Annotated in this window: 15 protein-coding genes; 7 read left to right on the top strand and 8 right to left on the bottom strand. The window is 52.7% G+C overall.

Annotation, left to right across the window (positions count from 1 at the left end; translation table 11 throughout):
• The first annotated feature begins 80 nt into the window (after positions 1-80).
• The 5 genes from radC (at position 81) to CHH28_RS02975 (ending at position 3,190) form a co-directional block, all read left to right on the top strand.
• The gene (gene radC, locus CHH28_RS02995) at positions 81-755 is read left to right on the top strand and encodes a RadC family protein (RefSeq protein ID WP_094058909.1); all 675 of its coding nucleotides are present in this window, start codon (positions 81-83) and stop codon (positions 753-755) included.
• A gap of 212 nt (positions 756-967) precedes the next feature.
• Positions 968-1,204 carry a 50S ribosomal protein L28 gene (gene rpmB / locus CHH28_RS02990; RefSeq protein ID WP_094058908.1) on the top strand — a complete coding sequence of 79 codons (237 nt, stop codon included), beginning with the start codon at positions 968-970 and terminating at the stop codon, positions 1,202-1,204.
• 11 nt (positions 1,205-1,215) lie between these two features.
• Complete coding sequence (gene rpmG, locus CHH28_RS02985; protein WP_036533854.1) at positions 1,216-1,374, top strand: 50S ribosomal protein L33; 159 nt, start codon at positions 1,216-1,218, stop codon at positions 1,372-1,374.
• A gap of 74 nt (positions 1,375-1,448) precedes the next feature.
• On the top strand, positions 1,449-2,267 hold the full coding sequence (gene mutM, locus CHH28_RS02980; RefSeq protein ID WP_094058907.1) for a bifunctional DNA-formamidopyrimidine glycosylase/DNA-(apurinic or apyrimidinic site) lyase: 819 nt from the start codon (positions 1,449-1,451) through the stop codon (positions 2,265-2,267).
• Positions 2,268-2,356: 89 nt separating this feature from the next.
• A complete protein-coding gene (locus CHH28_RS02975; protein ID WP_157729744.1) occupies positions 2,357-3,190 on the top strand; it encodes an outer membrane beta-barrel protein in 834 nt (277 codons plus the stop codon).
• Positions 3,191-3,267: 77 nt separating this feature from the next.
• On the opposite strand, the gene ggt is transcribed toward CHH28_RS02975, so the two are convergent.
• The 5 genes from ggt to CHH28_RS02950 form a co-directional block, all read right to left on the bottom strand.
• A complete protein-coding gene (ggt, locus tag CHH28_RS02970) occupies positions 3,268-4,884 on the bottom strand; it encodes a gamma-glutamyltransferase (protein ID WP_420093160.1) in 1,617 nt (538 codons plus the stop codon).
• A gap of 292 nt (positions 4,885-5,176) precedes the next feature.
• Entirely contained in the window at positions 5,177-5,434 is a 258-nt protein-coding gene (locus tag CHH28_RS02965) for a YfhL family 4Fe-4S dicluster ferredoxin (RefSeq protein WP_094058904.1), read from the bottom strand.
• Positions 5,435-5,478: 44 nt separating this feature from the next.
• Complete coding sequence (coaD, locus tag CHH28_RS02960; protein ID WP_094058903.1) at positions 5,479-5,955, bottom strand: pantetheine-phosphate adenylyltransferase; 477 nt, start codon at positions 5,953-5,955, stop codon at positions 5,479-5,481.
• Between the two features lie 140 nt (positions 5,956-6,095).
• The gene (gene prfH / locus CHH28_RS02955; RefSeq protein WP_094058902.1) at positions 6,096-6,734 is read right to left on the bottom strand and encodes a peptide chain release factor H; all 639 of its coding nucleotides are present in this window, start codon (positions 6,732-6,734) and stop codon (positions 6,096-6,098) included.
• Positions 6,734-7,915, bottom strand: coding sequence for an RNA ligase RtcB family protein (locus tag CHH28_RS02950; RefSeq protein WP_094058901.1), 1,182 nt, complete (start codon positions 7,913-7,915; stop codon positions 6,734-6,736). Before CHH28_RS02950 ends, prfH begins: the two co-directional genes overlap by 1 nt.
• Before the next feature lie 390 nt (positions 7,916-8,305).
• On the opposite strand from CHH28_RS02950, the gene CHH28_RS02945 reads away from it, so the two are divergent.
• Both CHH28_RS02945 and CHH28_RS02940 read left to right on the top strand, forming a co-directional pair.
• Positions 8,306-9,661, top strand: coding sequence for a DNA-3-methyladenine glycosylase 2 family protein (locus CHH28_RS02945; protein WP_094058900.1), 1,356 nt, complete (start codon positions 8,306-8,308; stop codon positions 9,659-9,661).
• Position 9,662: 1 nt separating this feature from the next.
• Positions 9,663-10,214, top strand: a complete 552-nt coding sequence (locus CHH28_RS02940; protein ID WP_094058899.1) for a methylated-DNA--[protein]-cysteine S-methyltransferase — start codon at positions 9,663-9,665, stop codon at positions 10,212-10,214.
• Here the strand turns inward: CHH28_RS02940 and CHH28_RS02935 are convergent.
• The 3 genes from CHH28_RS02935 to CHH28_RS02925 all read right to left on the bottom strand — a co-directional run bounded on the left by CHH28_RS02935 (position 10,188) and on the right by CHH28_RS02925 (position 13,139).
• Positions 10,188-11,087: a sulfite exporter TauE/SafE family protein gene (locus CHH28_RS02935; protein ID WP_094058898.1), complete on the bottom strand. Its 900-nt coding sequence runs from the start codon at positions 11,085-11,087 to the stop codon at positions 10,188-10,190. The two genes, CHH28_RS02940 and CHH28_RS02935, sit on opposite strands and share 27 nt — an antisense overlap.
• A gap of 2 nt (positions 11,088-11,089) precedes the next feature.
• On the bottom strand, positions 11,090-12,304 hold the full coding sequence (locus CHH28_RS02930) for a hypothetical protein (RefSeq protein ID WP_157729743.1): 1,215 nt from the start codon (positions 12,302-12,304) through the stop codon (positions 11,090-11,092).
• An 85-nt stretch (positions 12,305-12,389) separates the two neighbouring features.
• A complete protein-coding gene (locus CHH28_RS02925) occupies positions 12,390-13,139 on the bottom strand; it encodes an outer membrane lipoprotein-sorting protein (RefSeq protein ID WP_157729742.1) in 750 nt (249 codons plus the stop codon).
• Between the last annotated feature and the right edge of the window lie 3 nt (positions 13,140-13,142).

The following is a 13,142-nucleotide window of genomic DNA, read 5'->3' as shown; positions in this document are numbered from 1 at the left end:
CGGACCACTGACTAAATTTTGCCGCAGTATATCGCAGAGCGTTGTGGGACAACATCAGCCGACCAGCACAAGGAGTGTGTATGGCAATTCGTGATTGGCCTGAGGCCGAGCGGCCCAGAGAAAAGCTGCTGCAACAAGGGGTGGCAGCCCTGTCAGATGCAGAGCTGCTGGCCATTTTTTTACGCACCGGAACACGTGGCAAATCCGCGGTCGACTTGGCGCGTGAGCTGTTACAGGAGTATGGAGGCTTGCGACCGCTATTGACCGCCAGTCAGCAACGCTTCTGTCGCTCAGATGGCTTGGGTAATGCCAAGTTTGCACAGCTGCAAGCGGTGTTGGAAATGAGCCGCCGCCATATGATCGAGCAGCTGCAGCGTGGCGACGCTCTGACCAGCCCAGAGCTAACACGACGATTCTTGCAAGCCAGTTTGCGCGACTATCAACATGAGGTGTTCGCCATCCTGTTGCTGGATAACCAGCATCAGGTGATTAAACTCGTCCCCTTGTTTCGAGGCACGCTGGACAGCGCAGCGGTCTACCCGCGCGAAGTGGTGAAACTGGCGCTAGAGCAACAGGCTGCCGCAGTGATTTTGGCGCACAACCATCCGTCTGGAGTGGCAGAACCGAGCCGCTCTGACCGTGCCATCACCGAGCGTTTGCAGCAGGCACTGGGGCTGATGGACATTCGGGTGTTGGATCATATTGTGATTGGCGATGGTGAAGCGGTGTCGTTTGCCGAGCGGGGCTGGCTGTAGTGCGCTTGGTGGCCGATTACGGTGATTGTGTGGCGTAGCCCTGCCTTTCGTACAAAAAACGACCTTTCCCTTGCGGCGTTTGGCTGCTTTTGGTATAAAGCGCAACTCTTTTCAGCCAGGGCACCTGACGCTGTCGATTTCGACGGTTTAGCCCACGGTTGGTAACGAATTTTTCACATTGTTCGATACAGATAAAATCGGGGCGAAGATCCATGTCTAAGGTTTGTCAGGTTACAGGTAAAAGCCCTGTAACAGGGAATAACGTTTCCCACTCTAACATCAAAACCAAGCGCCGTTTTCTGCCAAACCTGCAATACCATCGTTTTTGGGTAGAAAGCGAAAAGCGTTTCGTACGTCTGCGCGTTACTACCAAAGGTATGCGCATCATCGATAAGAAAGGTATCGATGCTGTTCTGGCTGAAATCCGCGCACGCGGCGAGAAAGTTTAAGGAGACTCGTTATGCCACGCGATAAGATTCGTCTGGTTTCAAGTGCCGGTACCGGTCACTTTTACACCACAGACAAAAACAAGCGCACCATGCCTGAGAAAATGGAGATCAAAAAATTTGATCCTGTTGTTCGCAAGCACGTGATGTACAAAGAAGCAAAAATCAAATAAGTTTCTTTGTCGCTTGAAAAGAACCCGGCGCTGCCGGGTTTTTTTATGTCCGACGTTTATGCAGGAGAGATTGGATGCCTGAGTTACCTGAGGTCGAAACCACTAAGCGCGGTATTGAACCCTGGCTGAAAGGGACCGCCATTGAGCAAATCATCGTGCGACAGCCACAGCTGCGTTGGCCGGTGGCCGATGACATTCAACAATTAACTGGGCAGGTTATCCGCGGTCTGCAACGCCGAGCCAAATACATCCTGGTGGAAACGGATGCTGGCACGGCCATGTGGCATCTCGGCATGTCGGGCTCTCTGCGACTGGTTGAGCCAGATGAGGACGCACGGCTGCACGACCACATTGATTGGCGGCTAAGCAATGGCAAGATATTGCGCTATCACGACCCGCGTCGCTTTGGCGCGCTGCTGTGGCTGCCACCGGGCGAGGACTGGGGTGACAACGAGTATCTGGCGCACCTTGGCCCTGAACCGTTAAGCAGTGACTTTGACGGCGATTATTTGTACCAACGTTCACGCGGCAAAAAACAAGCGGTCAAAACCTTTGTGATGGATGGCAAAGTAGTGGTGGGGGTGGGCAACATTTACGCCAACGAAGCACTGTTCATGGCCGGCATTCGCCCCACTACTGCGGCTGGGCGTATCAGCAAGGCGCGTTATCTGCGTTTGGTTGAGCACATAAAGGAAGTATTGGCCCGTGCTATTGAGCAAGGCGGCACGACGCTGCGAGATTTCGTTGGTGGCGATGGTCAGCCGGGCTATTTTGCCCAACAGCTGGACGTATACGGCCGTGGTGGCAAACCTTGTCGAAAATGTACACAGCCGTTGACAGAAATCCGTCTGGGTCAGCGCAGCAGCGTATATTGTCCACGCTGCCAGCGTTGATCTGCTTCACACTGACGCGCATGCGTCGTGACGCTCTGCACAGCTGCTGCTATAGTCCCTGCTATTCTGCTTACTTGAGAGGACTAGCAATGCAAGTGACGGCGGCCTTACAGAAATCGACTCTGGCAGCGGCTTTGGCGTTGGCCACATTGAGCACATCTGTGTCAGCGAACCAAATTGAGGACAAGCCCAGCGCTGCAGCCATTGTTGCTGATGCTGCGATTGCTCGTCCTGCATATATCATCCTATCTCAGGCCGGTGCGCTGATTTATGGCGCGACCTTGCCGCTGACCTTGCTCACCGGCTCAGCCGATGCGGTGGCTGAAACTTTGGTTGTTACACCATTGCAGCAAGGCTTTCTGCGTTGCTTAGGTTGTCGCAAGATCAATACTGAAGTGTCGCGTATGGAAGAAGGCGATGGCAAAACCATTCAGCACTTTGTGCAGCTGAATGCGGGCTACAACATGTTTAAAGATAAAAGCCTAGATGAAGATGCAAACTCTGCTGGTGGTGGCTTCGCTGTCGGTACGCATTTTCGTTTAAGTGATACCAGTCGTTTTGATGTGATGCTCGGTGCACGCTATCTGGGCAAGCCCGATTACGATGACGCGGGTTTTGAAGATCAAGTGTTGTCCTACCAGATTACCAGTCGCTTTGGCCGTGCCATCGGAGACGGCGTCGACATTATGGGTAAACTCGGTGTTCATCGCTGGCAGGCAGACTGGGATGTCGAGAGCCCTGAAGAGGGTGAGAGCGACAGTGGTAGCGCCAGCGGTAACGGCTTTTTATATGGCTTAGGACTGGATTTCCGCTTGAGTGACAGTATGCGTGCTGGCATCGAATACACACGCTACAACCTTGATGACGGCAAATATGAAGTCGAGTTGGATACTATCGATCTGACTGCCGCCATTATGTTCTGATGAACAATGCCATCATTGATGAAGCAAAAAAGGCGGCCTTGGCCGCCTTTTTTATTGTCTGCTGGCAAGGAGTACCGTTAGCGAATATTCAGCTGCGGCACGCTCAGCACTTCGGCTGCTCCGACGCCACGCGGGTCTGAGGCGGCAGTGACTTTGCCTTGCTGGATATCCCACAAGATGGCCTGCATGTTGCCATATTGGCGGCCAACGGAGCGGACTTCATGACCAATGGTATTGAGCCTATTGATCTCGCTGCTATTAAACGTATCGGGCTCAATTTGAATGCGATCGGGCAAATACTGGTGATGAAAACGTGGCTGACTCACCCATTGCTCCACCGGCTCATTCTGCAGATGCGCTAGCGTGCCCAACAATACTTGCGTAATGATGCGGCTACCACCAGGGGCACCCAATACCGCTACTTGATCGCAGCTTTCAATCATGGTCGGCGTCATGCTCGATAGCGGCCGCTTGCCAGCGGCAATGGCGTTGGCCTCGGCGCCGACCAAGCCGTAGCTATTAGGGACACCAGGCGCGAGGGAGAAGTCGTCCATTTCATTATTCAAAACCACGCCTGCGACGGTAAAGGCTGAGCCGAACGGCAAGTTAATGCTCAATGTGGCGGATACCCGATTGCCGTATTTATCCAACACCGACAAATGTGTGGTGTGGCGACCTTCGTGCAGGTTGGCTGGACCTTGCATATCTAGGCTAACGGACGCTTTGTTGGCATCGATGCTGGCGGCATAGTCCGCTGCACGCTGCTCAGATAACAATTTATCCACCGGAACCTGATAAAAATCCGGGTCGCCCAAGAACTCAGCACGGTCGCGATAAGCGCGGCGCATTACCTCAGCCAATAAGTGAGCTTGCGCTACTTTGTCGAGCTGGCGCCAATCAGTACCCGTTTGTTGCTGATAGGCGTCGAGCATGCCCAGCATTTGTGCCAGAGCAATGCCGCCCGACGACGGTGGCGGTGCGCTAATAATGGTGTGCTCATCGTATTCAAATACAATCGGCTCACGCTCTACCACTTGGTAGTTGGCCAAGTCTTCCAGCGTCCAATCACCGCCATTGGCTTGTACAGCCTCGACCAAGGTGTTAGCCAGCGCACCCTGATAAAACCCGGCTTTGCCTTGCTTAGCCAGTAACTCCAGTGTGGTGGCTAATTCTGGCTGCACAATGCGATGCCCCACAGCTGGCACCTGATTATCGTCTAGAAAAATCTCCGCCGTGACCGGGTAGCGCCGCATATGATGCAGGCGGAAGTTGGCTAGCTTTTGATAGCGTGCATCCACTTCAAAGCCTGTGCGCGCTTGCTCAATAGCGGGCGCTAAAACCTGCGGTAAAGACAACAGTCCATAGCGCTGCGATAAATAAGCAAAGGCCGCGGGCTGGCCGGGAATGGCTGCTGCTGACGGGCCGTTTATGGAACGGTCGCGATCCGGTTTGCCGTCTTTCAGGTAATAATCTCGATGCGCCGCTTTAGGCGCTGTTTCACGCGCATCAATAAAGCGGTATTTGTTTTCACTGGCGTTGTAAATCAGCCAGAAACCACCACCACCAATACCGGCAGCGTAAGGTTCAACCACACCCAGTGACGCCGCCACAGCAATGGCAGCGTCTACGGCATTGCCGCCGGCGGCCAGAATGTCCATGCCGGCCTGGGTCGCCAGTGGATGAGCGCTGGCAATGGCGACGGCGCCGGGGTGGCACCCGGTGTGGTGCGAATGTCTTCAGGAGTGCTGCAGGCTGCTAGCAGCCAAAGGCTAACGAATAAGGTAAGAATGGTCTTTGCTTGCCTCATTATTATTGGTCTCCGTTGGGCAATGCTAGGAATCAGCGAGCATACAGGGCGAGCGCCGTGGCTGTCATGTTGTCGGCGGTTATTTGGCTTAGGTTTGGCTAAATAGCGGGGGAGTGGAGTTCGGGAAGAGGGGAAAACAGGCCAGTTGGGTGACTGGCCTGGCACGAGGAGCGATTTATTTAGGCGATCTTTTTGCCCGTTAAGCGCTCGTATTTGGCTTCCAGCTCTTCTTGGGTTTCCTGATTGTTGTCGTCGTGCGGAATGCAGTCGACAGGGCACACCAGCTGGCACTGGGGCTCATCGTAGTGGCCAACACACTCAGTGCACTTGGCTGGATCAATTTCGTAGATTTCTTCGCCCGGTGAGATCGCCTCGTTGGGGCACTCGGGCTCGCACACATCACAATTGATGCATTCGTCGGTGATAATCAACGCCATGACATACCTCCGTCATATCATCCGCAGTCGGATGGGCACACAGGTTAACTGACGCGTTTTTGCAGGGCTTTGGCAACGCTCGGGTGAACGAAGTTGCTGACGTCGCCATTTAAAGACGCGATCTCTCTCACCAGCGTGGATGAAATGTAGGAGTACTTCTCCGCCGGAGTCAGGAACATGCTCTCTACACTTGGCGCCAACACACGGTTCATGTTGGCGAGCTGGAATTCGTATTCAAAGTCGGACACCGCACGCAGGCCGCGCAAAATAATGTTGGCATTGTGCTCACGGACAAAGTCAGACAGCAGGTTGGCGAACCCGGTCACTTCGACATTGTGCAAATGCCCCAATACTTCACGCGCCAAATCAACACGCGTGTCCAAATCCAACATCGGCTGTTTTTTAGGGTTGTCTGCGACGGCAATAATAATGCGGTCAAACAGGCGTGCGGCGCGTTCGACCAGATCGGTATGTCCATTGGTGATGGGATCAAATGTGCCTGGGTAAACGACCGTATTCATAATAAGCCTTTGAGTTGGTTGCTATCATCACGGTGGGTCGGCCATCGTCGTGGCCGATACCGAGCGCATAGTAAACAAAAAGGACAATCCCTGCCAAACCTAATGCCGCAGCAGTTGTGTTGCATCAAGCCTAAGCGGCTCTAGGCCTCACGAAACTGCGGTCCATGAAAGCAACGCATGGCGCCGCCACGTTGCAGTTGCTGGTGTTGCTGCCAGCGCTGCTGCTCCTGCTGTGCAGATTCGCTCTGTCGCTGTTGTTGCAGCTTATGCTGGATTAAGGCACGCGCTAGCTTTTTATTGGCATGCTGACTGCGCTCACTTTCGACGCGTACACGAATACCACTAGGGCGGTGCCAAGCTTGCACCGCCGAGTTGGTGGTATTGACGTGCTGGCCACCGGCGCCGGAGGAGCGACAGCTTTGGTAATCAATGTCGTTATCTAGGCAAGCGCCATCGCTACTGGCAGGGGGCGACTCTGGCAGTTCAAACACCTGGCCACTGAAGAACCAGTTTTTGCGCTTATGGCGCGGCCTGTAAGGGCTGGTGCATAACCATTGCATCGGCCCCTGCCAACGTTGGGCGAGTATCTGCGCTTGCTGGCCGCGCATCGCCAGCAATACCGATTTAAAGCAGCCAGGCTGGCGGCCAGGGTGCTGCTCTAAAATCTGACAGCTCACTTGTTGCTGTTGGGCTTCGTGTTGTAAACGTTGCAGCGCCAAACCCACGGCGCGGCTGCACTCTTCCGGGCCTTGTCCGGCGGACAGTTGCACTACCCACATCAGCAACGCCCTCCTTGTGTTTTAAACGTCAGCACCGGCTTTAATCGCGCGATCAAACGCACTAAGCCCGCTTCCAGCAAGTCGTCGATTACCCGACGGCTGTCTTTGTAGGCTTGCGGCGCTTCTTCGTACAGCAACTCTTTGTCGTTGCAGATCACCACACTGCCGAGGCGAGTGCGACGTAAATCGGTCTGACTGTACTTATGGCTGAGACGCCCTTTGCAATCGGTACGTTTCCACTTACGCCCCGCGCCATGCGCCAGTGACCATAAAGCGTGGCGGACGTTGTCAGTATCAGTAATTGGCTCCACCAGCCAGGAATAATCGCCGCGCGAGCCAGGAATCACCACTGGGCCTTGGTCGGCCGGCGTTGCGCCTTTGCGATGCAGCCAAGCAGACGGTTGGCCGTCCAGCAAGCTAACGTCTGGCTGTGGGCTGGCGCTGACCAGATTGTGGTGAACATCGAGCAAGGGTTCGCCGTGCGTGCCCAAGGCATGCAGAAACCGCTGGGCGATGAGCTGGCGGTTCAATTGCGCCCAGCGCAGTGCCTCATCGTGGCATTGCAAATAAGCCTGCTGTTCATTGCTGTCATCGGCCAGACCGTGATGGCCAAACCGTTGCACGTGATGCTGCAAGATGCGCTGCCCATAACCACGTGAACCCGAGTGCACCAGCAATTGCAGTGTCTGCGGATTAAGCCCGAGCTGAGCAGCACGGACGTCATCGTAGATTTCATCCACTTGCTGAAATTCAGCAAAGTGATTGCCGCCGCCGATGGTGCCTAGAGCGTGATCAAACTCGTCGCAATGAATGTTTAGGCGCTGCTTTTCGTCGATGACCAGCGCTTGCCAGTGCTGCTGCAGAGGTTGCTCCACCTGCGAGAGTTGGCGTTGCCACTTTTCCGGTTTAGCTTTGCGGGCGGATAAATCGGTTTGCCAAAACGACATACCGCAACCAATGTCGCTGCCGACCAGTGCCGGATATAAAATGCCTTGGCTCAGGCAAGCTGCACCAATGGGGTAACCTTTGCCGGGATGTAAATCCGGCATGCCAGCGATTTTCTGCATGCCAGACAGTTTGGCTGTGCTATGCAGTTGTTGAACGGCTTGGCCTTCGATCCAGCTGTGACGCGAAGCCACTAAGCAAATAGAGTCAGAAAGAAATTGTATGGACGTGCCCATAGCTCCAATTCTCTTTTAAATGGATAACAAAAGTGGAATTGGCAGGCCGCAGATATTCTGAGCCCAGAGCAGCTATTGCGTATGAATTAGCTGAGGGCGAGGCCTGCAAGGGAGTAGATAAACGACATAAGAACTCTCCTTTGCAGTGGTGTGGATAAGTAAAAACGCGCGCATCATAGCCAGTTGCCGAGCGCGGCTCAAGTGGGTTTCGGTAAAATCATGGTAATGCGCAGTCGACCAGGCTTGTCAGTGCCGAAAATGGCCAGCGCAGGCCGATCATGCGGTTACACTGCTGCGGCACTTCTAAATAATTCTGTGCACTGGCACTGTTTACGTCGCCACTATTCATTGCAACACCGCTGGTCACGGCCAGCGTATAGGTAAGCGCTCATGACACTGGAACACTCATCATTGACTTTGGAGCAATGCCGCTTGGCCCGCTTAAGCCGTGATGTGCGCTTTGATGGTCAGTTTTATGTTGCAGTGAAAACGACGAGGATATTTTGTCGGCCAATTTGTCCTGCACGTTTACCGAAAGAAGAAAACGTTGAGTATTATTTGCAGCCATCGCAGGCACTGGCGCATGGCTATCGCCCATGCTTGCGCTGTCGGCCGGACAGTGCACCGAATTCCTGGGCCTGGAAAGGGGTAGAAACCACTTTCCTGCGTGCTTTGTCGATATTACACAGTGAACCGTTGGGCAGTGTCTCGGTGGCACAGCTGGCGCTGCGCTTGGGCATATCCGAGCGCTATTTGCGCGATCTATTCGCACGTTATTTGGGCGTAGCACCGAAAAAATACCAGCTCTACACCCAGCTTATGTTTGCTAAACATTTGTTGCACGACAGCAGTTTGTCGGTCACGGACGTCGCTTATTCATCTGGCTTTAGCAGCATTCGCCGATTTAACGATGCTTTTTTGCAGCACTTCTCGATGGCGCCTACGCAGCTCAGACGCTCGCCAACAGTGACCTCGACAGATAATCGCATTCATCTGAAATACCAGGGTGAGTTGGCTTGGCAAACCATGTTGGATTTTTATCGGCGACGTCTATTGCACGGTGTCGAAAGCGTGGGCGACCATTATTATCAACGTCGAGTGATGATTCATGGGCAGCCTGCCAGTTTCTCTCTGGAGTGCGTCGACCAACAGTTGCAGTTGACCTTTGATGTACATGATTTAAACCAACTGCAGCCACTGCTGGCGAATGTACGGCGTATGTTTGACTTGGACGCCAACACCCAGGTGATCGAGCAGCATTTATCGTCCATACATCCAGAGTTGGTCACTGTTACCGGGTTAAGAATACCGGGCGTATGGAATGGCTGGGAAGCTGGCGTAAGAGCAATCTTTGGTCAACAAGTGTCGTTGTCGGCGGCGACACAGTTGCTTAATCAACTGATGGAGCTGGCACACCCAGGTGGCGATACCTTTCCCTCGCCTACACAAGTACTGGCTATCGATGTCAGCGCATTAAAAATGCCAGCACGGCGTCAGCAGACACTGCATCATTTTGCCCACTATTGTCAGCAACATGATCAGCTCCAGGAGTCTGAGCTGTTGGCTCTGCCGGGTATTGGCCCGTGGACACTGAATTACATCAAATTGCGTGGCTGGTCAGAACCGGATTGCTTGTTGGAAAACGATTTGATCATTAAAAAACAGTTATCACAGCTGGGTGGTATTGAGGTAAAACAACTGTCGCCCTGGGGCAGCTATGCCAACTTACAATTATGGGAAAAATAATATGATGCGATACCGCCACTGGGCATCGCCGTTGGGTCAAATAACGCTGCAAGCGGATGATCAAGGTATTACTGGAATCTGGTTCGAGCAACATACCAGCAAACCTGCTGAGTTAGGTGAATACTGCAGCGGAGATGCGCTATTAAGTACTGCCTGCCAACAATTGCAGCAGTATTTTACCGGTGAGCGACAGCAATTTGATGTGCCGTTGAGTTTTCACGGTACAGAATTTCAACGCAAAGTTTGGAGTGCCTTGTGTCGCATTCCCTTTGCGCAAACATGCAGTTATCAACAGCTGGCGCAGCATATTGGCAAGCCCAACGCCAGCCGTGCAGTCGGTGCCGCCAACGGCAAAAATCCAATTTCTATTATTGTGCCATGCCATCGGGTGATTGGGGCCAACGGTCGCCTAACGGGTTACGCTGGAGGTATTGCGCGTAAACAGCATCTACTGACGCTGGAACAAGGTGACTTATTTTCAAGGTCAACAGGAAAAATGTTAACACCAATCACCACGCGGGCAGTGTTATATAGAAATAGCAAGATAAATTAGGGCGCTGATAATAATCCACAATGCCATAGCGGTTTTAAGCCGGGAGGCGCCCAGTTTCACTGCCAAAACCGACGCTAAGGTGCCGCCGATCACTGCACCCGGTGCAGCAAACATTAATACCTCTACCACAACCGCGCCAGAGATCCACACATGGTAGGGCACCGCGCAGATAACGGTGATGGCAGAAATCATCACTGCTGCTGCAATGGCCATATTGGTACGAAAGCCTAGGAATATCAGAACAACGGCAAGAATTTCACCAATACCGATAGATAACCAGGCAGTAACAATCCCACCAATAAAACACATCACCAGTAGCCAGTAGCATTCGTTGGTGCTCAATGCTTGCCAGCGCCCATGCTGCTGGTCTGCTTGGCGCCGCAGCAATACAGCAAAACCGACTATAAGAGAAAATACCGAAAAAAATACATGCACAGAAAAAGCTGGCGCTGGCAGTGCCCATTGAGCAAGCCACAATCCTGCCAAATTCGCGGGCAGAGCGATGGCCAGTACCCTCCAAAGCCAGCGCCATTGGATATGATAGCCCGATGCTTCTAGACGGCGAACTCTAAGCCAGCCCAAACTGCCGGCAGTCATGCCGAAACACTGAATGGCCAAGCTGGTCGCCAAAGCCTGTTGTGTTGTTAATCCCAGTGTTACGAACGCCGGGAAAAAAACAATGCCGCCTCCCGCTCCGGTGGAGTTGGCTATGATCGCTGCGATTAAGCCAATAAAGAAAAAATGGCCGTAGTCTTCAACTAAGCTTGGCAGCTTTAAATGGGCATTGTTGTCCCAGCCAACGGCAAAACTGTACACCAGTATCAGTGTGATTAAGAAGTAGGCCGACCGATAGTCGAATAATAAGCGTGCCATGGTTAAAAGCTCCAATAGAGCGATGCACGTGCATTAAACTGACTGGGTAAGCGGCCAAACTCAGATTGCTCGTTACCAGTAAAGTATTCCAATTGCACTCGGCTATGCCATTCATCACTCCATCGCTGACCGAGCTGGAGTTGATGATATTGACTGCCGTCGTTGGTATTTAACTGAACACTTTGCTGCCAAGACCAAAAGCCCTGATCACGCTGGTTGGTATACATCAAATACAGACCATGGCGGGACGACTGTCCTTGTGCCATTGCTTGGTTGACGCTAGCAAAAAAGGCATAGCTTTGTGCTGCCTCGGCTGACGTTAATCGCTGAGCAAACGTATCGCTGAGTTGGTTTAGTTGTTGCTGTTCAGAATTATTATAAGCGTGTTGATTGTACAAATACTCAGCGCGGATATCCCACTGCTCCAGGCTGTATTGATAGCCTATCAACGTTTTCAAATAACCATCACTGGCCAGCGCAGTGCTACCTTGCGCATCGAATTCAGGCCTATCGCGCTGGCGCTCATAACTGCTTTCCACGCGTAGGGAGCTGGCGTCGCTGATTAAAATACTGAGGCTGGCGCCCCATTGGTGGCCAACGCCGGGTAAATAATGCCAGATCAGACTGCTATCAACGCTGCCTTCATGGCTCAGCCGCAAGGCAGACTGATGCTGGGCAGCGTATTGGCTGTCATCCATTGTTGCTACCAAGGCGGATAACCCCCAACTGGACTGCCGCCAGCGTACATTGATCATATCGAAGCCTTGCTGCTGGCGCAGATTATCCTGATCGAAATTAGGGCGTGATCGATCTGGCCGCAACAAATCCAGCACTGGCCAGTTGAACCCTTGGCTCCATTGCGGCTTTATCCGACCGATACGCAGCTGTCGCGTGCGAAAACGGCTATGCCAGGACAGCTCTGCTTCCAGCAGCACAGCACTGAGGTCGCGCTCGGAACTGTTGCCACCCGCGTTGGCGGTAAAATTCGTCTGTTCCCCAATCCAGGCAAAGCGGGTGGCGGCTGATACATTCGGATGAACGGCCAGTTTGAGATCATTATCGAGCGCAATTTGCTGATGGCGCTGTTCGACTGCGAAAATACCTGGATTAAACTGTGTGTGCTGTCGGGTCTCGTTCCATTGACTGCTCATAAGTAGGCGTTGGCGGATATCCAGCTCAGCATGCACCAGTGCTGAGCTACCACTGGCTGTTATCAATGTGAACAGCAGAAAACACCTGTTTTGAGTCGTAAATTTCCGAAAATGGCGTCGACCACATACACGATGGAAAATAATCAAAATACTAAAAATCCAGGTATTGCAGCGCATCTTTGTTGAATATTGCAGCATCCAAGTCTTCTGGCTGATACTCACTGAAATTCATAATGGTGTAGTGCTGTGGTCGCACCGCATCTACCAGTTTGATGCGAGCCAGCTTTTCGTGACCATTAAACTCACTTACTTCCTCGTATATCGCCGTCTTTAGCAACTTTCCTGAGCGTGAATAAAACTCGGCTTGCTGTGGCATGGCTGGCGATTGTTGTGATAACCATAATTCAATTCGGCCGTAAGTTGCGCCTTCTTGCAGCGGCTGTAAGCTAAGCTGCCAGCTACTTTGCTGTTGCCATTGCACCGCCTGCTTAGCCGCGACCTGGTATTGGCCGGATAGCGTGGTTCCCATAACATCACCATTGCTGGCTTGTCCGATTAAACGTTGCGCGGGTGTTACACGAATAACTTTGCGCGTACCGGGAATGTACAGCCACATATTCTTGCCATCTTTTAGCATCGCTCGACCTTTTTCGCGCTCGGGACTAAGAAAGCTCACTAACGAGAGATCAGATAAAACACGAACTTTTAGCCGGTTAGTGTGCGGTGCTTTTTCTGGCTGGTGACTGCTGTTTTCAATAACGAAGCTGAATCCTTGATCGCCATAACCGCGCAGCTGATCAAAGCGCTGCAATAGTTCATTCGCATCTGGCTCCGCTGCCGCAGCTAATATCGTGGTAAGCAGTAGCAATAAGGTCGCAGAACCTAGTTTGATAAGAGACATAAA

Origin of the sequence: Bacterioplanes sanyensis, assembly GCF_002237535.1 — a bacterium.
Classification (GTDB): domain Bacteria; phylum Pseudomonadota; class Gammaproteobacteria; order Pseudomonadales; family Oceanobacteraceae; genus Bacterioplanes; species Bacterioplanes sanyensis_A.
Note: the sequence above shows the minus strand (reverse complement) of the source record. Positions and strands in the feature narration are given on the sequence as shown.

Coding starts and splice junctions, on each gene's coding strand:
- CHH28_RS02965 (WP_094058904.1), bottom strand. CDS start 5,434: ATGGCGTTGATTATCACCGACGAATGCATCAATTGTGATGTGTGCGAG.
- radC (WP_094058909.1), top strand. CDS start 81: ATGGCAATTCGTGATTGGCCTGAGGCCGAGCGGCCCAGAGAAAAGCTG.
- rpmG (WP_036533854.1), top strand. CDS start 1,216: ATGCCACGCGATAAGATTCGTCTGGTTTCAAGTGCCGGTACCGGTCAC.
- CHH28_RS02940 (WP_094058899.1), top strand. CDS start 9,663: ATGATGCGATACCGCCACTGGGCATCGCCGTTGGGTCAAATAACGCTG.
- rpmB (WP_094058908.1), top strand. CDS start 968: ATGTCTAAGGTTTGTCAGGTTACAGGTAAAAGCCCTGTAACAGGGAAT.
- CHH28_RS02925 (WP_157729742.1), bottom strand. CDS start 13,139: ATGTCTCTTATCAAACTAGGTTCTGCGACCTTATTGCTACTGCTTACC.
- CHH28_RS02935 (WP_094058898.1), bottom strand. CDS start 11,087: ATGGCACGCTTATTATTCGACTATCGGTCGGCCTACTTCTTAATCACA.
- prfH (WP_094058902.1), bottom strand. CDS start 6,734: ATGTGGGTAGTGCAACTGTCCGCCGGACAAGGCCCGGAAGAGTGCAGC.
- CHH28_RS02945 (WP_094058900.1), top strand. CDS start 8,306: ATGACACTGGAACACTCATCATTGACTTTGGAGCAATGCCGCTTGGCC.
- CHH28_RS02975 (WP_157729744.1), top strand. CDS start 2,357: ATGCAAGTGACGGCGGCCTTACAGAAATCGACTCTGGCAGCGGCTTTG.
- CHH28_RS02950 (WP_094058901.1), bottom strand. CDS start 7,915: ATGGGCACGTCCATACAATTTCTTTCTGACTCTATTTGCTTAGTGGCT.
- coaD (WP_094058903.1), bottom strand. CDS start 5,955: ATGAATACGGTCGTTTACCCAGGCACATTTGATCCCATCACCAATGGA.
- mutM (WP_094058907.1), top strand. CDS start 1,449: ATGCCTGAGTTACCTGAGGTCGAAACCACTAAGCGCGGTATTGAACCC.